Origin of the sequence: Luteimonas flava (assembly GCF_036584485.1) — a bacterium.
Lineage (GTDB): Bacteria > Pseudomonadota > Gammaproteobacteria > Xanthomonadales > Xanthomonadaceae > Luteimonas > Luteimonas flava.
Window position 1 is genome coordinate 936,193 of record NZ_JAZHBM010000001.1, and the last position, 22,743, is coordinate 958,935.

Annotated in this window: 22 protein-coding genes; 14 read left to right on the forward strand and 8 right to left on the reverse strand. The window is 68.3% G+C overall.

Features of this window, described 5'->3' with window-relative positions:
• Positions 1-8: 8 nt before the first annotated feature.
• The 4 genes from ubiG to folE2 all read left to right on the forward strand — a co-directional run bounded on the left by ubiG (position 9) and on the right by folE2 (position 3,126).
• Positions 9-719 carry a bifunctional 2-polyprenyl-6-hydroxyphenol methylase/3-demethylubiquinol 3-O-methyltransferase UbiG gene (ubiG, locus tag V3391_RS04495; protein ID WP_332077207.1) on the forward strand — a complete coding sequence of 237 codons (711 nt, stop codon included), beginning with the start codon at positions 9-11 and terminating at the stop codon, positions 717-719.
• On the forward strand, positions 716-1,402 hold the full coding sequence (locus V3391_RS04500) for a phosphoglycolate phosphatase (RefSeq protein WP_332077208.1): 687 nt from the start codon (positions 716-718) through the stop codon (positions 1,400-1,402). The genes ubiG and V3391_RS04500 overlap by 4 nt, the downstream gene beginning before the upstream one ends.
• Positions 1,399-2,073, forward strand: coding sequence for a phytoene/squalene synthase family protein (locus tag V3391_RS04505; protein WP_332077209.1), 675 nt, complete (start codon positions 1,399-1,401; stop codon positions 2,071-2,073). The genes V3391_RS04500 and V3391_RS04505 overlap by 4 nt, the downstream gene beginning before the upstream one ends.
• A gap of 138 nt (positions 2,074-2,211) precedes the next feature.
• Complete coding sequence (folE2, locus tag V3391_RS04510) at positions 2,212-3,126, forward strand: GTP cyclohydrolase FolE2 (RefSeq protein ID WP_332077210.1); 915 nt, start codon at positions 2,212-2,214, stop codon at positions 3,124-3,126.
• A gap of 237 nt (positions 3,127-3,363) precedes the next feature.
• On the opposite strand, the gene V3391_RS04515 is transcribed toward folE2, so the two are convergent.
• The 3 genes from V3391_RS04515 to yidD form a co-directional block, all read right to left on the reverse strand.
• Positions 3,364-4,203 carry a M23 family metallopeptidase gene (locus tag V3391_RS04515; protein ID WP_332077211.1) on the reverse strand — a complete coding sequence of 280 codons (840 nt, stop codon included), beginning with the start codon at positions 4,201-4,203 and terminating at the stop codon, positions 3,364-3,366.
• A gap of 78 nt (positions 4,204-4,281) precedes the next feature.
• A complete protein-coding gene (locus tag V3391_RS04520; RefSeq protein ID WP_332077212.1) occupies positions 4,282-5,634 on the reverse strand; it encodes a dihydroorotase in 1,353 nt (450 codons plus the stop codon).
• On the reverse strand, positions 5,631-5,867 hold the full coding sequence (yidD, locus tag V3391_RS04525; RefSeq protein ID WP_232149548.1) for a membrane protein insertion efficiency factor YidD: 237 nt from the start codon (positions 5,865-5,867) through the stop codon (positions 5,631-5,633). Before yidD ends, V3391_RS04520 begins: the two co-directional genes overlap by 4 nt.
• Positions 5,868-5,979: 112 nt before the next feature.
• Here yidD and dksA point away from each other — a divergent pair, with 112 nt between their 5' ends.
• Positions 5,980-7,011 carry an RNA polymerase-binding protein DksA gene (gene dksA / locus V3391_RS04530; protein ID WP_332077213.1) on the forward strand — a complete coding sequence of 344 codons (1,032 nt, stop codon included), beginning with the start codon at positions 5,980-5,982 and terminating at the stop codon, positions 7,009-7,011.
• A gap of 75 nt (positions 7,012-7,086) precedes the next feature.
• On the opposite strand, the gene V3391_RS04535 is transcribed toward dksA, so the two are convergent.
• Together V3391_RS04535 and V3391_RS04540 are read right to left on the reverse strand one after the other, a co-directional pair.
• Complete coding sequence (locus V3391_RS04535; RefSeq protein WP_425497194.1) at positions 7,087-8,355, reverse strand: MFS transporter; 1,269 nt, start codon at positions 8,353-8,355, stop codon at positions 7,087-7,089.
• Positions 8,352-8,792, reverse strand: coding sequence for a SufE family protein (locus V3391_RS04540; RefSeq protein WP_332077214.1), 441 nt, complete (start codon positions 8,790-8,792; stop codon positions 8,352-8,354). Before V3391_RS04540 ends, V3391_RS04535 begins: the two co-directional genes overlap by 4 nt.
• A 197-nt stretch (positions 8,793-8,989) precedes the next feature.
• Here V3391_RS04540 and V3391_RS04545 point away from each other — a divergent pair, with 197 nt between their 5' ends.
• From V3391_RS04545 to V3391_RS04555, 3 genes are all read left to right on the forward strand, one after another.
• Entirely contained in the window at positions 8,990-10,405 is a 1,416-nt protein-coding gene (locus V3391_RS04545; RefSeq protein ID WP_332077215.1) for a cryptochrome/photolyase family protein, read from the forward strand.
• A 62-nt stretch (positions 10,406-10,467) separates the two neighbouring features.
• Complete coding sequence (locus V3391_RS04550) at positions 10,468-11,946, forward strand: WS/DGAT/MGAT family O-acyltransferase (RefSeq protein ID WP_332077216.1); 1,479 nt, start codon at positions 10,468-10,470, stop codon at positions 11,944-11,946.
• A 148-nt stretch (positions 11,947-12,094) separates the two neighbouring features.
• Positions 12,095-12,772, forward strand: a complete 678-nt coding sequence (locus V3391_RS04555) for a YiaD family glycine zipper/OmpA-like lipoprotein (protein ID WP_332077217.1) — start codon at positions 12,095-12,097, stop codon at positions 12,770-12,772.
• A 175-nt stretch (positions 12,773-12,947) separates the two neighbouring features.
• Here the strand turns inward: V3391_RS04555 and V3391_RS04560 are convergent, their stop codons facing one another.
• The 3 genes from V3391_RS04560 to V3391_RS04570 all read right to left on the reverse strand — a co-directional run bounded on the left by V3391_RS04560 (position 12,948) and on the right by V3391_RS04570 (position 17,289).
• Positions 12,948-14,153: an acetyl-CoA C-acyltransferase gene (locus tag V3391_RS04560; RefSeq protein ID WP_332077218.1), complete on the reverse strand. Its 1,206-nt coding sequence runs from the start codon at positions 14,151-14,153 to the stop codon at positions 12,948-12,950.
• A 91-nt stretch (positions 14,154-14,244) separates the two neighbouring features.
• Positions 14,245-16,617 carry a 3-hydroxyacyl-CoA dehydrogenase/enoyl-CoA hydratase family protein gene (locus V3391_RS04565; RefSeq protein WP_332077219.1) on the reverse strand — a complete coding sequence of 791 codons (2,373 nt, stop codon included), beginning with the start codon at positions 16,615-16,617 and terminating at the stop codon, positions 14,245-14,247.
• 51 nt (positions 16,618-16,668) lie between these two features.
• Positions 16,669-17,289: a TetR/AcrR family transcriptional regulator gene (locus V3391_RS04570; RefSeq protein WP_332077220.1), complete on the reverse strand. Its 621-nt coding sequence runs from the start codon at positions 17,287-17,289 to the stop codon at positions 16,669-16,671.
• A gap of 216 nt (positions 17,290-17,505) precedes the next feature.
• Between V3391_RS04570 and ndk the strand changes: the two genes are divergently transcribed.
• The 6 genes from ndk (at position 17,506) to bamB (ending at position 22,701) form a co-directional block, all read left to right on the forward strand.
• The gene (gene ndk / locus V3391_RS04575; RefSeq protein ID WP_133392641.1) at positions 17,506-17,931 is read left to right on the forward strand and encodes a nucleoside-diphosphate kinase; all 426 of its coding nucleotides are present in this window, start codon (positions 17,506-17,508) and stop codon (positions 17,929-17,931) included.
• 8 nt (positions 17,932-17,939) lie between these two features.
• On the forward strand, positions 17,940-19,115 hold the full coding sequence (rlmN, locus tag V3391_RS04580) for a dual-specificity RNA methyltransferase RlmN (protein WP_484498430.1): 1,176 nt from the start codon (positions 17,940-17,942) through the stop codon (positions 19,113-19,115).
• On the forward strand, positions 19,102-19,914 hold the full coding sequence (pilW, locus tag V3391_RS04585) for a type IV pilus biogenesis/stability protein PilW (RefSeq protein WP_332077221.1): 813 nt from the start codon (positions 19,102-19,104) through the stop codon (positions 19,912-19,914). Before rlmN ends, pilW begins: the two co-directional genes overlap by 14 nt.
• Positions 19,911-20,744: a RodZ domain-containing protein gene (locus tag V3391_RS04590; protein ID WP_332077222.1), complete on the forward strand. Its 834-nt coding sequence runs from the start codon at positions 19,911-19,913 to the stop codon at positions 20,742-20,744. Before pilW ends, V3391_RS04590 begins: the two co-directional genes overlap by 4 nt.
• A 104-nt stretch (positions 20,745-20,848) precedes the next feature.
• Positions 20,849-21,481: a YfgM family protein gene (locus V3391_RS04595; RefSeq protein WP_332077223.1), complete on the forward strand. Its 633-nt coding sequence runs from the start codon at positions 20,849-20,851 to the stop codon at positions 21,479-21,481.
• Positions 21,481-22,701, forward strand: coding sequence for an outer membrane protein assembly factor BamB (gene bamB, locus V3391_RS04600; RefSeq protein ID WP_332077224.1), 1,221 nt, complete (start codon positions 21,481-21,483; stop codon positions 22,699-22,701). Before V3391_RS04595 ends, bamB begins: the two co-directional genes overlap by 1 nt.
• The last annotated feature ends 42 nt before the right edge of the window (positions 22,702-22,743 follow it).

Consider the following 22,743-nt stretch of genomic DNA (forward strand, 5'->3'; position numbering starts at 1 on the left):
ACACTGCAATGACGGCAGCACGCGACAACTTCCATCAGGCCGAACTCGACAAGTTCGGCGCGCTCGCCAATCGCTGGTGGGATGCCGACGGTCCGCAGAAGGCGCTGCATGCGCTCAATCCGGTGCGGCTGGATTATGTGCGCGAGCGCACCCGCCTCGACGACGCCCGCATTCTCGACGTCGGCTGCGGCGGCGGCCTGCTCAGCGAGGCGCTGGCGCAGCGCGGCGCGCGCGTGACCGCGATCGATCTGGCCGAAGATCTGGTCAAGGTCGCGAAGCTGCACGGCCTCGAAAGCGGCGTGCAGGTCGATTACCGCGTGCAGTCGGTCGAGGCGCTCGCCGCCGAACAGCCGGGCAGCTTCGATGCGGTGACCTGCATGGAAATGCTCGAGCACGTGCCGGACCCGGCCGCAATCCTCAAAGCCTGCGCCACGCTGCTCAAGCCGGGCGGCTCGCTGTTCGTGTCCACGCTCAACCGCACGCCGGCCGCGTTCGCGCTGGCGATCGTCGGCGCCGAATACGTGGCGCGCCTGCTCCCGCGCGGTACCCACCAGTACGCGGCTTTCATCAAGCCGTCCGAACTCGGCGGCTGGCTGCGCGAAGCCGGTCTGGAACTGCAGGACGTCACCGGTCTGATGTACGAACCCTGGCGCAACGGTGCGCGCCTGATCCCGCGCACCGACGTGAACTACCTGGCCTGGGCGCGGAAACCGCAGTGACCGGTCCGAATCCTGCTGCCCGGTTCCCCGCCGGCGCCCTGTTCGATCTCGACGGCACGCTGCTCGACAGTGCGCCGGACATGCTCGCGACCGTCAACCGGATGCGCGCCAGCCGCGACCGTCCGCCGTTGGCGCTGTACGAGATCCGGCCCGTCGTCTCGCGCGGTGCGCGGGCGATGGCCGCGGTCGCATTTCCCGAATGCGATGCCGAAGGCGTGACCGCGCTGGTACCGGAATTTCTCGCGGTCTATGCCGAAGAACTCGGCCGCCACAGCGTGCTGTTCGACGGCGTCGAGGCGATGCTGGCCGCGCTCGAAGCGGCCGGCACGCCCTGGGGGATCGTCACCAACAAGCCGGAGTATCTGGCGGCCCGGATCCTGCCGCAGCTCGGCTGGCAGGACCGCTGCGCGGTGCTGATCGGCGGCGACACGCTGGCCGAGCGCAAGCCGCATCCGCTGCCGTTGCTGCATGCGGCAGACGCGATCGGCATCGCGGCGGCGGACTGCGTCTATGTCGGAGACGACGCGCGCGACATCGCTGCTGCACGCGCCGCGGGGATGGGATCTGTCGTTGCCTTGTGGGGCTATCGCGTCGATGGCGACGATCCACTCACCTGGCAGGGCGACGTGATGCTGGACGCGGTGCAGGCGCTGGTCGAGCCTGCCGGCTGGCCGCAGCGATGAGCGCGGCGATGCAGTCGGGTGACGAGGATTTCGTCGGCAAGTGGCAGGCGCGGTGGCCGGAGTGGCGCATCGGCATGGCCTTCGTCGCACCGGAGCAGCGTGAGCGCGCGGCGCCGTGGTTCTCGCTGCTCGACGAGTTGTGCGATGCGGCCTGGGCCGGCACCGACGCGACGCCGGGTCTGGCGAAACTCGCGTGGTGGCAGGACGAGCTGCAGGGCTGGGGCAAGGGCGCGCGCCGGCATCCGCTCGGGTCGCAGCTGCAGCGGGTGGATGCGCCGTGGCAGACGCTCGCTCTGGCGCTGCGCCTGTTGCCCGCGACCCGCGAACATCCCGCCGATACAGTGCGCAATCTCGCCCAGCTGCAGGATCTCGCGCTGGCGATCGCCGCCTGCGAATCGCGCCTGTTCGGCGACGGCAGCCGCGACAGTGGCGATGGCCGCATCGATGCCACGCCGCTGCTGGCGATGCAGGCCTTCGTCCGCACGGACCAGCCGCTCGCTGCGCATCTGCTGGCCAGCTGGCCCGCACCTGGTGCCGGCACGCGTCCGCGCCGGATCGCGAACGCGATCCTCGGTGCGCGTCTGCGCGTGCTGGCGCGTGAGGGCGTGAGCCGCCCGGTGCCGGGTCCGCGCGTGTTGTGGTCGAGCTGGCGCGCCGCGCGTCCGCGCTGAACATCGACTGCGCGAACGCGCGCGGAAACGCAGCGTTGCGGGGGTCGATGCGGACGAGCCGGTAGACTGATGGCCCACGACGGGCGCCGCATACCGGCGCCCGTTGCGTCATTCCCGCCCAACGCCACGAGTCCCGTCTTGAGCACCGCATCCTCCACCGACCGCCTTCCCGACGTCGCCGGCGACCAGGCCCAGGCCGCGCGCCTGCTGGACTGGGTGGGTATGGGCAACATCGCCTTGCCGCTGCGCATCGAGGATGCCGACGGCAGCGCGATCACGGTGCCGGCGTCGGCCGACATCGGCGTGAACCTGATCGACCCCGACGCGCGCGGCATCCACATGTCGCGCCTGTACCTGCATCTGCAGGACGCGCTGTCGAGCCAGGTGCTGGATCGCGACACCCTGGCGCGGGTATTGCGCGACTGCATTGATTCGCAGCGCGGTCTCGCCGATCGCGTGCAGCTCACGCTGCGCTACGGCCAGCTGCTGCGCCGGCCCGCACTGGCCAGCGCGCACAGCGGTTGGAAGACCTATCCGGTCGAGATCGACGCCGTGCTCGGCCCGGACGGGCTGGCGCTGACGCTGTCGCTGTCGGTCGAGTATTCGAGCACCTGTCCGGCATCGGCCGCGCTGTCGCGCCAGCTCAACGCCGCGCGCTTCGCGGGCGATTTCACGCCCGAGACGAGCGGGTACGACGCAGTGCGTGACTGGCTGGAATCCCCGCGCGGTCTTGCAGCGACGCCGCACGCCCAGCGCAGCCGCGCCGACGTGCGCCTGACGCTGGGCGCGGACGTCGACACGTTTCCGATCCTCGCGATCGTCGATGCGCTGGAGCACGCGCTCGGCACGCCGGTGCAGACAGCGGTCAAACGTGAAGACGAGCAGGCCTTCGCCAGCCTCAATGCCGAGAACCTGATGTTCTGCGAGGACGCCGCCCGTCGTGTCGCAGCCGCGCTGTCCGCCGATCCGCGCGTGTCGCGGTTCGAGGCCAAGGTCTCGCACTTCGAAAGCCTGCACGCGCATGACGCGGTGGCGCGGGTGATCGGGCCGTAACGCTTCCCTGAGGAGTCAGGCGCGTGATCGCGCTGATGATGCCGCTCTGCAGACCTTTGGTCCGTCATCCCGGCGAACGCCGGAATCCAGTGACTTGCCGTTGCGATGTGCTCGATCCAGGCGTCGCGGGACGACCAGCCAGCCGGCTGTTGAGGCGCGCTTTCTGCGTTCGCCGGAAGGACGAGCTGCACGAACGCCTGCGAAATCGCGCGTTGAGTGCGCGCGAACCGGAATCGGCTACGGCCGCTCCAGCACCAGCTGCGGATCCACCCGCACGTCCAGCCAGTTCATGCCCCAGTGCAGATGCGGCCCGGTCGCACGCCCCGTCGCACCGACGGCGCCAATGATCTGCCCCTGTTCGACGCGATCGCCCACCTTCGCGTCGATGCGAGACAGGTGCAGGAAGTTCGAACTCACGCCGTGCCCGTGATCGAGCAGCAGCGTGCCGCCGGTCAGATACAGATCAGGGCCGGCGAACGTGACGATACCCGCAGCCGGCGCCTTGACCGGCGTGCCGGTGGGCGCGGCGATGTCCATGCCCGAATGTGGTGCGCCCGGCTGGCCGTTGTACGAACGCGCGCGGCCGAAGCGGCCGCTGATGCGGCCTTCGACCGGACGGATGAAGCCGTTGCCGAAATCCACGCGGTCGTCGTCGCGCACGCGCGCTTCGGTGACCTGCGCCTGTTCGCGGCGGATGCGTTCGGCGATCGCCGCCGGCGGATTCACCGTGGCCGGCGGCACACCGTTGACGCGCTCGACCGGCCAGTCGCGCGGCGTGATCGCGATCGATGCCGACTGCCGGCTACCGTCGGCGCGCGTGACCTCGACCTGCACCGGGCCGGCTTCGTCACGCCCGACGCCGAGCACCACGGTGCCGTAGCCGCTGACGCGCAGCGCACGATCGCGATAGTGGACCTGACTGCCGGCCGGCACCTTGCCGATCACGAGGCTGCCCTGCTGCACCTGCGCCGGGAACCGCACATCCCCCGCGTCCTGCGCCGCCAGCGGAACCGCGGATACGAACAGCGCGAGGATCAGACAACAGCAGACGAGCGGCAGACGGCGGAGCAGGGGCATGCGGGGGTCCGGCAGGAAAGGGAATGCGCCGGGCACGCTACGCACCCGGCGATGAAGACACGGTGTCCCGCCGACGCTTCAGCGTGCGAACGCGAGACGCTGGCCGGCCGCCTCGCCGACGAGCTGCGCGCCATCCCATGCCAGACGCCCGTTGACCCAGGTCGAGGCGATGCGCGAGCGGAACGTCGTGCCTTCGAACGGCGACCAGCCGCACTTCGACAGCACCTGCTCGCGCGTCGCGGTGAACGGCGTGTCCTCCACCATCACCAGGTCGGCGAAATAGCCTTCGCGCAGGAAGCCGCGTTCGGCGACGTCGAACAGCTGCGCCGGCGCGTGCGCGAACTTCTGCACCACGCGGGTGATGTCGAAGTGGCCTTCATGCACGCATTCGAGCGCGGCGTTGAGCGCGAACTGCACCAGCGGCAGACCGCTCGGCGCGCGCGTGTAGGGATTCTCTTTCTCGCTCAACAGATGCGGCGCGTGATCGGTCGCCAGCACGTCGATGACGTCGTCGGCCAGCGCGTGCAGCAGTGCCTCGCGGTCGGCGGCGTCCTTGATCGCCGGGTTGCACTTGATCAGATGGCCCAGGCGCGCGTAGTCGGCGCGGTCGAAACGCAGGAAGTGGACGCAGGTCTCGGCGGTGATGCGCTTGCGCAGCTTGCCGGCGGCATCGACCAGCGGCCCGCGTTCGAACAGCGCCAGTTCGTCGGCGGTCGAGATGTGCAGCACGTGCAGGCGGGTGTCGTGACGGCGCGCCAGCGACAGCGCCAGCTGCGTCGACTTCATGCAGGCCTCGCGCGAGCGGATGTCGGGATGGCATTCGGCCGGAATGTCGTCGCCGTACTTCGCCACGTACTCGCGCTGGATCGCGTCGATCGTCGGCGTGTCCTCGCAGTGCGTGATGATCGGCACCGGGGTCTCGCGGAAGATGCCGTCGAGCGTTTCGGGGTTGTCGACCAGCATGTTGCCGGTCGAGGCGCCCATGAACACCTTGACGCCTGGCGTGGTCAGCGGATCGATGCGGCGCACATGGTCGAGGTTGTCGTTGCTCGCGCCCATGTAGAAGCCGTAGTTCGCGCGCGCGCGGCCGGCGGCGCGGTCGTACTTGTCCTGCAGCACGTCGGCGCTGAGCGTCGGCGGGCTGGTGTTGGGCATGTCCATGAAGCTGGTCAGGCCACCGGCGACCGCGGCGGCCGACTCGGTCGCCATGTCGGCCTTGTGCTCCATGCCCGGCTCGCGGAAGTGCACCTGGTCGTCGATCATGCCGGGCAGCAGCCAGCGGCCGGCAGCGTCGACGATGGTGTCGCCATCGCGCGCGGCGAGGTCACCGCCGATCGCGGCGATGCGGCCGTCGGCGCCGACGCGCAGGTCGCCGTCGAAGATGCGGCCCTCGTTGACGAGGCGTGCATTGCGGATCAGGGTCGAGGTCATGGCTTGGGGTCCAGGTTCGGCATCGGCACGGGGTCGTTTCCGCCCGGATGCAGGGGGTGGCAGCGCGACAGACGGCGCAGGGCGAGCCAGCCGCCACGCAGCACGCCGAAGCGGGCGATGGCGACCATCGCGTACGACGAGCAGCTGGGATGGAAGCGGCAGCGCGGGCCGAGCAGAGGGCTGATGAAGCGCTTGTAGCCGCGCAGCAGGAAGATGAGCAGGCGCGCGATCACGGCATCTCGGCGGGGGCGATGAACACGGTGGTCGGGACGGTTGCTGCTGCAGGGGCATGCAGGGTATAACACGCCGCTTCCCCGCCCAAGGGAATGACAAGGATCGCAGCACGTGGCAGTCAAGAAACCCGCAAAGAACGCCGTCAAGAAGGCCGCAAAGCCCGCCGCGAAGGCAGCCGTCGGGAAGAAGGCTGCCCCCGTCACCAAGCCGCCCGCCAAGAAGGCACCGGCCCCGAAGAAGGCCGTCGCCAAGGCCGCACCCGCCAAGCCGGCTGCGAAGAAGGCGCCGGTCAAGGCATCCGCGAAGAAGCCGGCTGCGCCCAAGCCTGCCGCCAAGGCAGCGCCGACGAAGACGGCCGCCAAGAGCGCGCCTGTGAAGAACGCGCCCGCGAAGAAAACGGCGAAAGCAGCCCCGGCGAAAGCCGCGGCCACTCCGCCTGCGACGAAGCCGAAGGCCGCTGCTCCCGCAGCGGTGACCAAGCCCGTCGCGAAGAAGGCGGCACCGGCCAAGTCGATCGCCGACAAGTCCGCTGCCGCCCCGAAGACGGAGGCCCCGAAGAAGGCTCCCGCTCCGGCGAAAGCCGCCGCGCCGAAGCCGGTGCCGGCATCCACTCCCACGAAGCGTCCACGTCCGGTCGGCAAAGTCGCCGTCGCGGGCGTTGCGCGCCAGCAAGAGCCGGCGCCAAGAACAAAGGTGAAGGTCGTGCAGTACAAGACCGATGCAGAAACAGGTCGTCCCATTCTTCCGCAGGGCTACAAGCCCGGCGCCGACGAGGAGTACATGAGCGCGTTGCAGCTCGAGTACTTCCGCCAGCGCCTGCAGAACTGGCGTGCGGATCTGGTCGAAGAATCCAAGCAGACGATCGAGAATCTCAAGGACGAAGTGCGTGACGTCGGCGACGAAGCCGAACGCGCCACCCGCGAAACCGAGAACTCGCTCGAACTGCGCACCCGTGACCGCTACCGCAAGCTGATCGGCAAGATCGACAGCACGCTCAAGCGCGTCGACTCGGGCGAGTACGGTTACAGCGTCGATTCGGGCGAGGAGATCGGTCTCGACCGTCTCGAAGCGCGTCTGACCGCCGAGCGTACGATCGACGAGCAGGAGCGCTGGGAACATCTGCAGAAGCAGATGGGCGACTGATCGTCGTCGTCCCCGTGTCTGAAGAAGCCCGCGCAAGCGGGCTTCTTCGTATCCGCTTCCGGGCGCGGCGCCGAATCACTGCAGGTCGCGCAGATCCAGCCGACGCAGCTTCGGCGCCCGGATCGCGGTCGTCGCGACCACGCCCATCGTCATGAAGCCGCCGATCACCACCGCCGGCACCAGACCGAGCAGGCGCGCCATCGAACCCATGTAGAACGCGCCGATCTCGTTCGAGGAGCCGACGAACAGGCCGTTGATCGACGACACCCGGCCGCGCATGTGGTCGGGCGTCGACAACTGCATGATCGTCGAGCGCATCACCACCGACACGCCGTCGCACATGCCCGACAGCAGCAGGAAGAACGCCGACAGCCAGAACGCCGTCGACAGGCCGAAGCCGATCATGCACAGGCCGAAACCGGCGACCGCGCACAGCAGGAAACGGCCCGCGTTGCGCTGGATCGGATTGCGCGCCAGCCAGATGCCCATCGCGACCGAGCCCAGCGCGGGCGCACTGCGCAGGATGCCCAGGCCCTCCGGCCCGTAGGCCAGGATGTCGTGAATGAAGGCCGGTGCCAGCGAGATCGCGCCGCCGAATAGCACCGCGAACATGTCCAGCGCCAAGGCCGCGAGCAGGATCTGGTGGCCGAACACGAAGCGCGCACCTTCGGCGATGCTGGCGAACACCGGCTCGCGCTGCAGCAGCTGCGGCGGCTCGGTGACGCCCATGCGGCCGAGGAACACGATCACCACCAGCGCGAGGATCGATGCCAGCAGGAACACGCCGGGAATGCCGAGCGGCTTGATCAGCAGGCCGCCGATCGCCGGGCCGAGCACCATCGCGCTCTGGAACACGATGCTGCCCAGGCTCGCGCCGCGGACGAACTGGTCGCGCGGCAGCACCCGGGCGAACAGCGCGTTGTAGACCGGCCCGAGAAACGCGCGGACCATGCCGGTCAGCATGATCGGCAGATACAGCAGCCAGATGCTGCCGGCGATCAGACCCGAGGTCAGCAGCGCCAGCAGCAGCGGCGTGATCGCCAGACCCGCGGCGGCCGCCATGCCGAGCTTGCGTCGTGGCAGATGGTCGACCAGATACCCGGCGAAGGGCGCGACACAGAAGTACGGCAGCACTTCCGCCAGACCGATCAGGCCGAGCATCCACGGATTGCCGGTCTCGGCGTAGATGTGCCAGCCCGCCGTGACCGCGACGATCTGGTAGGACAGGATCGTGAAGATGCGGTAGCCCAGCAGGGCGCGGAAATTGCGGTTGCGCAGCGGCGCCGCGCGGCTGGTATCGATGACGCCGGGTTCGTCGGGCTCCGGCGGCGGTGCGGTACTCACGCCAACGCGCGCTGCGCGCGGTCGCGGATGAAGGCGAGCAGGGCGGCCAGGCCGTTGTTGCGGGTCGGTGACAGGTGTTTCGCCAGTCCGATGTCGCCGATGTAATCGGCATCGGTGTCGACGATCTCACGCGCGCTGCGGCCACTGTAGACACGCAGGGCGAGATAGATCAGGCCGGAAACAATCGCCGAATCGCTGGCGGCGGCGAAGTCGAGACGCTCGGCGTCACCGGAGGCGACGATCCAGACCATCGACTGGCAGCCGTGCAGACGGTGTTCTTCGGTCTTCAATGCATCGGGAAACTCGGGCAGCTTGCGGCCCAGATCGATCAGGTACTGGTAGCGCTCGGACCAGTCGCCGAAGAAGGCGAACTCTTCGGCGATCGCGCGCTGGGCGTCGGCCGGGCTGGCTTCGAGGGGGAACTTGTTGGCAGTCACGGGGGAATCGGCTCTCAGACGCGGACACGCGTTCGCAAGCCCGACATTGTGACTGATCCGCTTCGAGGGCACCGCTCGCGCTGGCCGGCGATTACCCGATTCCACGTTGGCTGAGGTTTACAGGACACCGGTTTCTCACGATCCTCACGCCTATTCATGGAAAGTCCGCCGCGGTTCGGCGCAAGGGGAGAGGCGCTTTGGCAAACGCGATCGTCTGGTTCCGGAACGACCTGCGACTCGACGACAACCCGGCGCTGCGTGCCGCACTGGATGCGGGGCTCGCGCCTGTCTGTGTGTACATCCACGCGCCCGACGAAGAAGGCGACTGGGCCCCGGGCGCGGCCTCGAACGCCTGGCGCCATCGCTCGCTGGCCGCGCTGGACGCCGAGCTGCGCAAGCGCGGCAGCCGTCTGCGCCTGTTCCACGGTCCCAGCCACGCGACGCTCGAGACGCTGGTCGACACCTGCGAGGCCGAGGCGGTGTTCTGGAACCGGCGCTACGACCCGGCGATCGAAGCGCGTGACACCGCGATCAAACGCGATCTGCGCGAATCCGGCGTGCGCGCCGAGAGCCACAACGGCGCACTGATGCTCGAGCCCTGGTCGCTGCAGACCGGGCAGGGCGGGCCCTACAAGGTCTTCACCCCGTTCTGGCGCAAGGCGCTGACCGAGTTGAATCTGCCCGAGACCTGGGAGGCGCCGCGCACGCTGCCCGCCGTGGACACCGGGCCGTCAGGCGTCGCACTCGACGACCTGCAGCTCGCACCGACGCTGGACTGGGACACCGGTTTCTGGACGTTCTGGGATCCGGGCGAGGCCGGGGCGCACGAAGCGCTGGACGTGTTCATAGACGGCGCCTTGCGCGGCTATCGCGCGAGCCGCGATCGTCCCGACCAGGCCGGCACCTCGCGCCTGTCGCCGCATCTGCATTTCGGTGAGATCGCGCCCTGGCGCGTGGTCGCAGCGCTCGAAGCCGAACGCAATGCATCCACCGCGCCCGATATCAATGCCTACGTGCGCGAGCTGGGCTGGCGCGAGTTCGCCCATCACCTGCTGCACCATTTTCCGAAGACGCCGGCGCACAACTTCAATCCGCGCTTCGAGCGGTTTCCGTGGGCGCGCGTGCAGCCGGCTGCGCTCGATGCCTGGCGGCAGGGACGCACCGGCGTACCGATCGTCGACGCAGGAATGCGCGAGCTCTGGCACGTGGGCTGGATGCACAACCGCGTACGCATGATCGTCGGCAGCTGGCTGTGCAAACACATGCGCATCCACTGGCGCGAAGGCGCGCACTGGTTCTGGGACACGCTGGTGGACGCCGATCTGGCCAACAACACGCTGGGCTGGCAGTGGATCGGCGGCACCGGCGCGGACGCCTCGCCGTACTTTCGTGTGTTCAATCCGGTCACGCAGGCGCAGAAGTTCGATCCCGACGGCAGCTACATCGCGCGCTGGGTGCCCGAACTCGCCGAGCTGCCGGTACCGCTGCGCTTCAGTCCGTGGACCGATCCGGATCTGCTCAAGTCCGTCGCGCCCGATTACCCCGTCGAGCCGATCGTCAATCTCGCCGCGGGCCGCGAAGCTGCGCTGGCGGCCTATCAGGCGTCGCGCTGACGCGCGTTGACCCTGCCGCGGTCGCGTGATCCACTCGGTCGGCTGACTTCTTGGGAGGGGAGATGGCCGAGACCGCCGCACCACCACGCCGCAGGCGCCTGCGCCGCCAGCCAATGACGCGGGTCGACACCGCATGGCTGCGCATGGAGCGCCCGACCAATCCGATGATGATCACCGCCGTGCTGGTGTTCACCGAACGGATGTCGGTGGACGCGCTGCGCACACTGGTCGACGCCCGCTTTCTGGCGTACGCGCGGTTCCGACAGAAAGCCGTCGATGCGACGACCGGCGCGACCTGGATCGAGGATGCGCACTTCGACCTCGACTGGCACGTACGACGCGCGGCCCTGCCGGGCCGGATCGCCGGCAGCAGCGCGCTCGAGGAAAAACGCGCGCTCGAAGCGTTCACCGGCGAACTCGCCTCGACGCCGCTCGATCCCGGTAAGCCGCGCTGGCAGTTCCATCTGGTCGAAGACTACGCCGGCGGTTCGGCGCTGGTCGCGCGCATCCATCACTGCTACGCCGACGGCATCGCGCTGGTGCAGGTGCTGCTGTCGCTGACAGATACCGAGCGCCATCCGCAGCCGGCGCAGACCCTGCCGCAGGCCTGGCTCAAGGCCGATGGCGCCGGTGTGGAGCGGCGTGTCGGCGCGGTCGCCCGCTATCGCAAGCTCGGCGGACAGGTGCTCGATCGCGGCATGGCGATGTACCGCGATCCGACCCTGGCCAACGTGCTGGCGCGCGAAGGCGGCGAGATCGCCCGCGAACTGCTGTATGCGCTGTCGCTGTCCGACGATCCGCCGTCGCTGCTGCGCGGGGAACTAGGGGTGAGCAAGCGTGTCGCCTGGGCCGAGCCGCTGTGCTTGGACGAAGTCAAAGCGGTCGGGCGTGCGTTCGACTGCACCGTCAACGATGTGCTGATGGCCGCGGCCGCCGGCGCGCTGCGCGGCTACATGCGCGAGCGTGGCGCCGATCCCGACGGCATGACGCTGCGCGCGACGGTGCCGGTGAATCTGCGCCCGCTCGAGCACGCGAAGAAGCTCGGCAATCACTTCGGCCTCGTGTTTCTCGACCTGCCGGTCGGCGAGGCGAATCCCGCGCGTCGTCTCGAACGCGTGGCGGCCTGCATGCGCGAGCTCAAGGATTCGCGCCAGGCGATCGTCGCCTACGGCCTGCTGGCGGCGCTGGGCATGGCGCCGCAATCGGCGCAGGGCATCGCGCTGGATCTTTTCAGCCGCAAGGCCTCGGCGGTGGCGACAAACGTGCCCGGCCCGCAGCAGCCGCTGTACCTCGCCGGCTGCGCGCTGCGCGAGATGATGTTCTGGGTGCCGCAGACCGGTTCGATCGGCATCGGCCTGTCGATCCTGAGCTACGACAACCGCGTGCATTTCGGCCTCGTCGCCGACGCACGACTGGTGCCCGATCCCGACGCGGCGATCGCGCATTTCCGGCGCGAGTTCGACACCCTGCTGTACCTGGCGATGATGGGCGACTGGTCCCGGGCGCTCGACGCGCAGGCGGCGGAAGCGCTGCTCGACTGACGGCGCGCCGGGCGGGCATTCGTGCTGAACGATGTCCGTCTGGGCGCAGACCCCGTCACCCCGCGTGCATTCTGAACACGCTAAGTTCGGCTCCGATTTCAACGTTCCAGGCACCTTCGCCCGCACCGGACACCAGGAGACCGACACCATGCGCAGACTCACCACCGCAGGCCTCACCACCGCGCTCGCCAGCACCCTGCTGCTGTCCAGCTGCGCGACCTACACCGGCCAGACCAATGCACCGGACGATCCGAACCGCACCCGCAACAACGCGCTGATCGGCGCGGGCATCGGCGCGGTCGCTGGTCTGCTCAGCGGTGGCGATGCGACCGAGCGCCGCCAGCGCGCGATGGTTGGCGCCGGTGTCGGCGGTCTCGCCGGCGGCGCGGTCGGCGTCTACCAGGATCGCCAGGAAGCCGAGCTGCGTCGTCAGACCCAAGGCACCGGCATCCAGGTGGATCGCGATGGCGATGTCATCAAGCTCAACCTGCCTGACGGCGTGACCTTCGACTTCGGCAAGGCCGATCTCAAGTCGCAGTTCTACCCGGCGCTCAACAATGTCGCGCGCACGCTCGCCGAGTACGACCAGACGATCGTGGAGATCTCGGGCCACACCGACAGCGTCGGCACCGACGCGGTGAACCAGCGCCTGTCCCAGCAGCGCGCCGACTCGGTGGGCAACTACCTCATCGGTCAGGGCCTGCTGCGTCAGCGCTTCGAGATCGTGGGCTTCGGTAAGACCCGCCCGGTGGCCGACAACAGCACCGAGCAGGGCCGCGCACTGAACCGTCGTGTCGAGATCCGCGTGATTCCGCTGCAGTCGTAAGGGCTGCGGGTTTCACGAGAAGAAAAGCCCCGGCAGTGCCGGGGCTTTTTTGTGGCTTCGATACTTCGAAGCAAGATCAAAATGGGCTCCAGCGTTCGCTGGGGCGACGGTGCACGTCGATGCCGTCATCCCAGCGAACGCTGGGATCCATTTTGATCTTGCTGTAGCGCGTGGCTCAAAGCGCCTCGATCACACCCGCCGCGCCCATGCCCGTGCCGATGCACATCGTCACCAGGCCATAGCGCTTCTTGCGACGGCGCATACCGTGGACGATCGTCGCGGTGCGGATCGCACCGGTCGCGCCCAGCGGATGGCCCAGCGCGATCGCGCCGCCCAGCGGATTGACCTTCGACGGGTCGAGCTTGCTGTCGCGGATCACCGCCAGCGCCTGCGCGGCGAAGGCTTCGTTGAGTTCGATCCAGTCGATGTCGTCGAGCGTGAGTCCGGCCTGCGCCAGCGCCTTGGGAATCGCCGCGATCGGGCCGATGCCCATGACTTCCGGGCGCACGCCGGCGACGGCGAAGCTGACGAAACGCGCCAGCGGCTTCAGGCCGTAGTCCTGCACCGCGCGGCCCGAGGCGAGCAGGATGCCGGCGGCGCCGTCGCTCATCTGCGAGCTGTTGCCGGCCGTCACCGAACCGCCGAACTGGCCGTTGCGGAACACCGGGCGCAGCTTGGCCAGACCTTCGATCGACGAGTCCTGGCGCGGACCTTCATCGGTGTCGACCAGCAGCTTCTTCAGACGCACGGCATTGCCGGCGAGGTCGGGCTGGTGGGAAACGATCTCGTAGGGACTGATCTCGTCCTTGAACTCGCCGGCCTGGATCGCGGCGATGGCCTTCTGGTGCGAGGCGAGGGCGAACGCGTCCTGGTCCTCGCGCGAAACCTTCCATTCCTCGGCGACCTTCTCGGCGGTGATGCCCATGCCGTAGGCGATCGCGACGTGGTCGTCCTTGAACACGCTCGGGCTCAGTGCAACCTTGTTCCCCATCATCGGCACCATCGACATCGATTCGGTGCCGCCGGCGAGCATCAGGTCGGCGTTGCCGAGGCGGATCTCGTTCGCCGCCAGCGCGACGGCCTGCAGGCCGGACGAGCAGAAGCGGTTGATGGTCTGCGCGGCGACGGTATCGGGCAGGCCGGCCAGCAGCACGCCGATGCGCGCCACGTTCATGCCTTGCTCGCCCTCCGGCATCGCACAGCCGATCACGGCGTCATCGATGCGGTTGACGTCGATACCCGGCGCCTGCGCGACGACGGCCTTGAGCACGTGCGCGAGCATGTCGTCGGGACGGGTGTTGCGGAACACGCCCTTCGGCGCCTTGCCCACCGGGGTACGGGTGGCGGCGACGATGTAGGCGTCCTGGATCTGCTTGCTCATGGAATGGTCTCGTAAGTAAGTGAGGGGGTGAGGGCGTCGGCCGGTTTGCTTCGACTGACGCTTCGCGCGCACTGCGCGCCTGACGTCCTCACTAGTTCCTAAGCGGCTTGCCGGTCTTGAGCATGTGGCCGATGCGCGCCTGGGTCTTCTCCTGCTGGGCGAGTTCGACGAAGTGCTTGCGCTCCAGACGGATCAGCCAGTCCTCGTCGACCACTGCGTTGCGGTCCACGTCGCCGCCACACAGCACGGTGGCGATGCGCTCGGCGATCTCGTAGTCGTATTCGCTGACGAAACGGCCTTCGAGCATGTTCACCAGCAGCATCTTGAACGTGGCGATGCCGACGTCGCCGGCGACGCGGATCGCACGTGCGGGCAGCGGCGGGCGATAGCCGGCTTCGGCCAGCGCCGATGCCTGCTGGCGCGCGACGTGCAGCAGCTCGAACGCGTTGAAGGTCACGATGTCATCGGCGCGCAGCAGGCCGAGCTCCTTGGCGTTGACCGCCGAGTTCGACACCTTGGCCATCGCGATGGTCTCGAAAGTCTTCTTGAGCTCGGCGAACACGTCGCCGTTCGGACCTGCGGCCTCGGACGCGCGCACCGCCAGTTCCTTCAGGCCGCCACCAGCCGGCAGCAGGCCGACGCCGGCCTCGACCAGACCAATGTAGCTTTCGAGATGCGCGACGGTGCGCGCGCTGTGCATCTGGAACTCGCAGCCACCGCCCAGCGCCAGACCGCGTACGGCCGCGACAACCGGCACCAGCGAGTACTTGATGCGCTGGCTGGTCTTCTGGAAGTTCTCGACCATCGCTTCGAACGCGTCGACCTTGCCGGCCTGCAGCAGGCCCAGCGCGCCGGCGAGATCGGCACCGGCCGAGAACGGCTCCTTCGGCTGCCAGATCACCACGCCCTTGAACTTCTGTTCGGCGATGCCGATCGCTTCCTGGATGCCGTCGAGCACGTGGTCGGAGACCGTGTGCATCTTGGTCTTGAAACTGATCACGCCGATGTCGTCGCCATCCGTCCACAGCCGGATGCCGTCGTTCTCGTACACCGTCTCGCCCTGGTCGAAGCGCTCACCCAGCAGCGGATCCGGGAAGCGCTGGCGGCGATACACCGGCAGTGCCGAGCGCGGCAGCTTGGCGTTCTTCGAGGGGCTGTAGCTGCCCTCGGCGGCGTGCACGCCTTCGCGACCATCGAACACCCAGTCGGGCAGCGGCGCACTGCTCATGGTCTTGCCGGCGACGATGTCCTCGGCGATCCAGTCGGCGACCTGTTTCCAGCCGGCGGCCTGCCACAGTTCGAACGGACCCTGCTGCCAGCCGTAGCCCCAGCGGATCGCCAGATCCACGTCACGCGCGGTCTCGGCGATGTCTTCCAGATGCACGGCGCTGTAGTGGAACAGGTCGCGCAGGATCGCCCAGACGAACTGGGCCTGCGGGTGGTCGCTGGCGCGCAGCTGGGCCATGCGCTCGGCCGGGTCCTTGGTCTTGAGGATCGCGACGACCTCGTCGGCGGCCTTGCGGTCGGCGGCGCGGTAATCCTGCTTCTCGAGATCCAGGACCAGGATGTCCTTGCCCGCCTTGCGGAAGATGCCGGCGCCGGTCTTCTGGCCCAGTGCGCCCTTGTCGATCAGCGCGGTCAGCCACTTCGGCGAGGCGAAGTACTCGTGCCAGGGATCTTCGGGCAGCGTGTCGGCCATCGTCTTGATGACGTGCGACATCGTGTCCAGACCGACGACATCCGAGGTGCGGTAGGTGGCCGACTTCGGACGGCCGAGCAGGGGGCCGGTCAGCGCATCGACCTCGTCGAAACCGAGCTTCGAGTCCTGGGTGTGGTGGATCGTCGACAGGATCGAGAACACGCCGATCCGGTTGCCGATGAAGTTCGGAGTGTCCTTGGCATAGACCACGCCCTTGCCGAGCTGTGTGGTCAGGAAGGTTTCGAGGCCTTCCAGCACCGACTGGTCGGTGGTCTTGGCCGGAATCAGTTCGGCCAGATGCATGTAGCGCGGTGGATTGAAGAAGTGCACGCCGCAGAAGCGGTGGCGCAGTTCTTCGGGAAGAACATCCGCCAAGGCATTGATTCCAAGGCCCGAGGTGTTGCTGGCCAGCACCGCGTGCGCCGGCACATGCGGGGCGATCTTGCGGTAGAGGTCCTGCTTCCAGTCCATCTTCTCGGCGATCGCCTCGATGATCAGGTCGCAGCTTTCGAGTTCGGCCAGGCCGGTCTCGTAGTTCGCCGGGACGATGGCCTCGGCCAGCGACTTGCTGCTCAGCGGCGCCGGGCTCAGCTTGGCCAAGTTCGCGAGCGCCTTGCGCACCACGCCGTCCTTGTCGCCCTCCTTGGCCGGCAGGTCGAACAGGACCGTGTCGATCCCGGCGTTGGTCAGGTGCGCGGCGATCTGCGCGCCCATGACACCCGCGCCAAGGACCGCGGCACGACGTACAAGCAATTTCTCAGACATTTGCTCCATCCCTTTGTTTCAAAAGAAGCCCGGCGCGCGCCGGGCTGGTGGTCAGGCGCGGAACCCGGCCGCGGCGAAGCGGATCAGCTCGCCGGCGATTCGGGTGCGGTGCGCATGTTCGGTGGTGCCCGGTGGGCGTTTGATCAGGCCGAAATCGGCCATCGCATAGGTCAGCGCGCCGGCGAGGAAATCGAGGCGGCCGTAGAGCTCGGCCTTGGCGAGATCCGGCAGGCAGCCGGCGAGGGCACTGGCGAACTCGCGCGGTACATGGCCGTACTGCTCGGACAGAAACTTGCGCAGGGCGTCGTTCTTCTCCACGTAGGCCCGCGCGATCACCCGCACGAAGGCGCCGCTGCCGGCGCGGCCACTGGCCATGTCCAGCGCGGGCTCGACGAAGGCGGCGATGATCGGCTCGATCTCGCCGGGCTGTTCGGCCAGTGCGCGCTTGAGCTGGGCGAGGCGCTGCGCGCTCATCTGGTCCATCCGGCGGCGGAACACCTCGTTGACGAGGTTCTCCTTGCTGCCGAAGTGGTAGTTGACCGCTGCGATGTTCACATCCGCCCGGCTGGTCACCTGCCGCAGCGAGGTGCCCGCGAAGCCGTGGGTCGCGAACAGTTCTTCGGCGGCGCCGAGGATCTTGTCCTTGGTGGAGAACTGGGCGGTGCTGGCCATGACACGGATGTCTCGATCAAACGCTTGTTTGGATTCTGTGGGCCAAGCGCCTGACGCGTCAATGACCGCCGATGCGGCCCGGGCCGACGCAGTTGCAGCAGATACGTTAGAATTGCCGCAGCCATGTTGGCTAAACCCGCGTTTCGGCGCGGGTTTTTCCATGTAGACTCGGCCGTTCCGGAGTGGACGGCCCCATTACAGACCGGAGAACACCCGATGGCGCTCGAGCGCACTCTTTCCATCGTCAAGCCCGATGCCGTTGCCAAGAACGTCATTGGCGAGATCTATTCCCGCTTCGAAAAGGCCGGCCTGAAGATCGTGGCCGCCAAGTACAAGCAGCTGACCCGCGAGGAAGCCGAAGGCTTCTACGCCGTGCACAAGGAACGTCCGTTCTTCGGCGCGCTGGTCGAGTTCATGACTTCCGGCCCGGTGATGATCCAGGCATTGGAAGGCGAGAACGCCGTGGCCGCGCACCGCGACCTGCTGGGCGCCACCAATCCGAAGGACGCCGCGCCGGGCACGATCCGCGCCGACTTCGCCGACTCCATCGACGCCAACGCCGCCCACGGCTCGGATTCGGTCGAGAACGCGCAGACCGAGATCGCGTACTTCTTCAAGAACGACGAAGTCGTTTCCCGCTGAGGGATGCCATCGTGACCGAGGTCGCCATCGACGCCAGCGTCGCCAAGCAGAACCTGCTCGACCTCGACCGCGAGGGTATGGAGCGCTTTTTCGCCGAGACTCTCGGCGAAAAGCGCTTCCGTGCCCACCAGATCATGAAGTGGATCCACCACCGGTACGTCACCGACTTCAACGAGATGACAGACCTGGGCAAAGCGCTGCGCGCCAAGCTCGAGGCGCATGCCGAAGTCCGCGTGCCGCAGATCCAGTTCGAGAAGCCCTCCACCGACGGCACCCACAAGTGGCTGCTGGCGATGGACGGCAAGAATGCGATCGAGACCGTCTACATCCCCGACAAGTCGCGCGGCACGCTGTGCGTGTCCTCGCAGGTCGGCTGTGCGCTCAATTGCCAGTTCTGTTCCACCGCGACCCAGGGCTTCAACCGCAACCTGTCGACCGCCGAGATCATCGGCCAGGTCTGGGTGGCCGCGAAGCATCTGGGCAACGTGCCGCACAAGCAGCGCCGCCTGACCAATGTCGTGATGATGGGCATGGGCGAGCCGCTGATGAATTTCGACAACGTCGTCCGCGCGATGAGCATCATGCGCGACGATCTGGGCTACGGCCTGGCGAACAAGCGCGTCACGCTGTCGACCGCCGGCATGGTGCCGATGATCGACAAGCTGGGCGAAGTCAGCGACGTGTCGCTGGCGGTCTCGCTGCACGCGGCCAACGATGCGCTGCGCACCGAGCTGGTGCCGCTGAACAAGAAGTACCCGATCGCCGAGCTGATGGAAGCCTGTGCGCGCTATGCGCAGCGCAAGCGCGGCGAGTCGATCACCTTCGAATACACGCTGATGAAGGACGTCAACGACCAGCCGCAGCACGCACGCGAGCTGGCCCGTCTGATGCGCGATTTCGACAATCGCCTGCAGATGAAGGACGCGGCGAAGGTGAATCTGATCCCGTTCAACCCGTTCCCGGGCACGCGCTACGAGCGTCCGGACGATGCGACGATCCGGCGGTTCCAGAAGCTGCTCAACGAATCGGGTCGCATTGCGCCGGTGCGCCGCACCCGCGGCGACGACATCGACGCGGCCTGCGGCCAGCTCAAGGGCCAGGTCGCCGATCGCACGCGTCGCCAGGCCGAACACCTCAAGCGTCTCGAGACGCAGGGCGGTCCAGGTGTCGATGCGGCTGCCTGAGGCTGCCGGTCTCGTCGTCCTCCTGCTGGCAGTGGCTGGCTGTTCACGCCTCGATTTCGTCAAACCCAGCGGCAAGAGCAATTTCCGCCCGGACCAGCGCACCTACGAAACCCGCGGCAATGCGGAATTCCGTCGCGGTGAGGCGGCGCGCGGCCAGCTGGGGATCGCCACGCGCGAGTTCGAAGCCGGCAATTTCGACGCTGCCGCCAAGGCCGCGCGCGATGCGCTGAAAGGCGAGGGCACGGCGGCCGACGCCAACACGCTGCTCGCGGTGATCGAGGACCGCCGCGGCCGCAGCGCCCAGGCCGGTGGCTACTACAAGGCCGCGGCCGAACGCGCGCCCGACCAAGGCGCCTACCTCAACAACTACGGCACCTGGCTGTGCCGCAACGGCCGGGCGACCGACGCGCTGGCGTATTTCGACGCCGCAGTGCGCGATCCGGCCTACGGCGATCCGTCCGGCGCGCTGGCCAACGCCGGCGCCTGTGCAATGAGCGCGGGCGACATGGCGCGTGTCGAACGCGACCTGCGCGCGTCGCTGGAGCTCGATCCGGAGAACGTCGTCGCCCTCGATGCGATGTCGCGCTACCTCGTTTCCGAGCAGCGTTACTTCGATGCGCGGGCTTTTTCGCAACGACGGCTTGCCGCCGCCCCCGCAACTACGGCAGCATTGCAACTTGCGGTGCAGATCGAAACCGCGCTCGGCGACACAGGGGCCGCCGACCGATACCAGCGACGCTTGCGGGCGGAGTTTCCGTCTGCTCCGAACCTACAGCCAAGGGAAACGAGTCCACCATGAGTTCTTCGAACCAGACCATGCCAGCGTCTTCGCCTGGGGTCGGAGAACGTCTGCGCGATGCGCGCATGGAGGCCGGGCTGACGGTCGCCGATGTCGCCGCCCGGCTGCGTATGCAGCTGCGGGTCGTCGACGCGCTCGAAGCCGAAGACTGGGCCCGCCTCGGCGCGCCGGTGTTCATCCGCGGCCAGCTGCGCAGCTACCTGCGCCTGCTCAAACTCCCCGAATCGCTGGCCGACGGCGTATCCGACGCCAACGTGCGTCCGCCGGAACTCACCCCGCGTACCTACACCCCGCCGATGCAGCGCATGCTCGACAAGGCCATGGGCCGCGCGGTGTACGTGGTGATCACCGCGCTGATCGCCGTGCCTGTGTGGGTGGCGACGCGTTCGCACGTCGACAACAGCCGTCCGGTCGAAACCGCTTCGCTGGGGCTCGACGGCAACCTCCAGACGCCCGCCGAGGCCGCGCGTCCCGCCCGTCCGACGCCGGTGACCGCCTCGCTCGGTGCGTTGCCCAAGCGTGCGCCGGCCGTGCCGGCCGCGTCCGAATCCGTTGCTGATGCGGGCGCGGGCCTCGTGATGCGCTTCAGCGGCGACAGCTGGATCGAGGTGATCGGTCCCGATGGCGCGCAGGTCGAGCAGGCACTCGTGCAGGCCGGTCAGGAGCGCCGCTTCGACGCGGGCACCGTCAGCCGCGTCAAGCTCGGCAATGCCACCGCCGTCGAAGTGTCGAGCGGCGGCGACGTTCAGGATCTGTCCCGGTTCCAGCGGGCCAACGTGGCACGCTTTACGGTATCCTCCGACGGCGCGCTGGCGCCGGCTTCCGAGTAATTCCGGGCGACCGCGCCGGGTTCCGGACCACCGCATCGTTGCGGGGTCCCGCGATCCTTCTTTCATCCGTTTGACCCGCCTTCGACAGCGGGCGTAGAGACCATATGGCGATTGACGAGTTGCTGGACGAACGCGAGCAGGGGGAGCGGGTCAAGGCCTGGCTTCGCGACAACGCTCTGGGACTGGTGGGTGGCCTGGTGGTCGGCGCCGCGCTCATCGGTGGCTGGCAGTACTGGAAGAACCGCACGCACACGCAGGCGGTCGAACAGCACGCGGCCTACCAGACCGCGCTGCTCGACATCCGCTCGGGCGAGTTCGACAAGGCCTCGCAGACCGTAGCCGGTCTGCCGGATACCGCGTACAGCGAGCTGGCCGCGTTGCAGCTGGCCAAAGCCCAGGTCGACAAAGGCGACCGCGACGCCGCGATCGCGACGCTCGAAGCCGTCAAGGGCGCCGAGCCGGGCGTGGCCGCGGTGGTGAAGCAGCGCCTGGCGCGCCTGCTGACCGATGCCGGTCGCGGCGAAGACGCGGTCAAGCTGCTCGCCGATGCCGACGATGCGGTGTCGCTGGAAGCCCGCGGCGATGCGCATTTCGCACTCAAGCAGAACGAACAGGCCCGCGCGGACTACGCGCAGGCCCTGCGCCAGCTCGACAGCGCCGCGCAGCAGCGTGGCCTGGTCGAGCTCAAGCTTTCCGAAGTCGGCGGCACGCCGGACGAACCCGAGGTTGAATCCTGATGAGCGACCAGACCGCGCGTGGCGCGTCTTCCCATGCGCCGAACCGCCTCGTGCGCATCGCGGCGATCGCGCTCTGCGTGATGACCGTCACCGGCTGCAGCACCGTGCGCGGCTGGTTCGGCAACAGCGAGAAGGCCAACGCCAAGGCGCTGTCCGAGCCCGCGCCGCTGACCGACATCACCGAAACGCTGAGCGTGTCGCGTCTGTGGTCGGCCAATGCCGGCAAGGGCGAAGGCCGTCTCGGCGTGCGCCAGTCGCCGGCCGTCGCCGATGGCCGCGTCTACGTCGCCGCGATCAAGGGCGGTGTGCGCGCGTTCGATCTGCAGACCGGTGCCTCGCTGTGGCGCTACGACTCGGACCTGCGCCTGAGTGGCGGCCCGGGCGTCGGGGAGGGTCTGGTCGTGGCCGGCAGCCTCGACGGCGAAGTGGTCGCGCTCGACGCCGCCACCGGCGCGGAGCGCTGGACCGCCAAGGTGTCCAACGAAGTCATCGCCGCGCCCGCGATCGGGCAGGGCGTCGTGCTGGTGCGTTCCAACGACGGCCGCGTGACCGCGTTCGACGTCGCCAGCGGCGAGCGCCGCTGGTTCTGGGTGCGCGAGCTGCCGTCGCTGACCGTTCGCGGCAACGATGCGCCGGTGCTCGGCCCGGGCTTCGTGTTCGTCGGCAACGACGACGGCACCATCGCCGCGCTGTCGCTGTCCGACGGCCGCACGCTGTGGGAGCAGGCCGTGGCCCAGCCCGACGGCCGCACCGAACTCGAGCGCATGTCCGACGTCGACGGCACCCCGGTGCTCGACGAAGCCGTGCTGTTCGCCAGCAGCTACCGTCACCGCACGATGGCGCTGGAAGGCCCGAGCGGCCGTCCGCTGTGGGTCAGCGAGCACGGCGGCGCGAACCGTCCGGGCCTGTCGCCGCAGCGCGTGGTCGTGACCGATGCCAACGGCACCGTCTGGGCGCTCGACAAGTTCAGCGGCACCGCCGCGTGGCAGCAGCCGGCGCTCGCGCGCCGCAACCTGACCGGCGCGGCGATCCAGGGCGATTACGCGGTGGTCGGCGATCTCGACGGTTACCTGCACTGGATGCGTCTCGACGACGGCGAGTTCGTCGCCCGCGAGCGCGCCGGCCGTGATCCGATCCGCGGCGCGCTGGTGGTTGCCGATGGCGTGCTGGTGGTCCAGAACGTCGACGGCAACGTGACCGCCTGGCGCCTGGCGCAGTAATTCCGCCGCAGGTGCGACAATGACGGCCCCGGGCAGCCACCT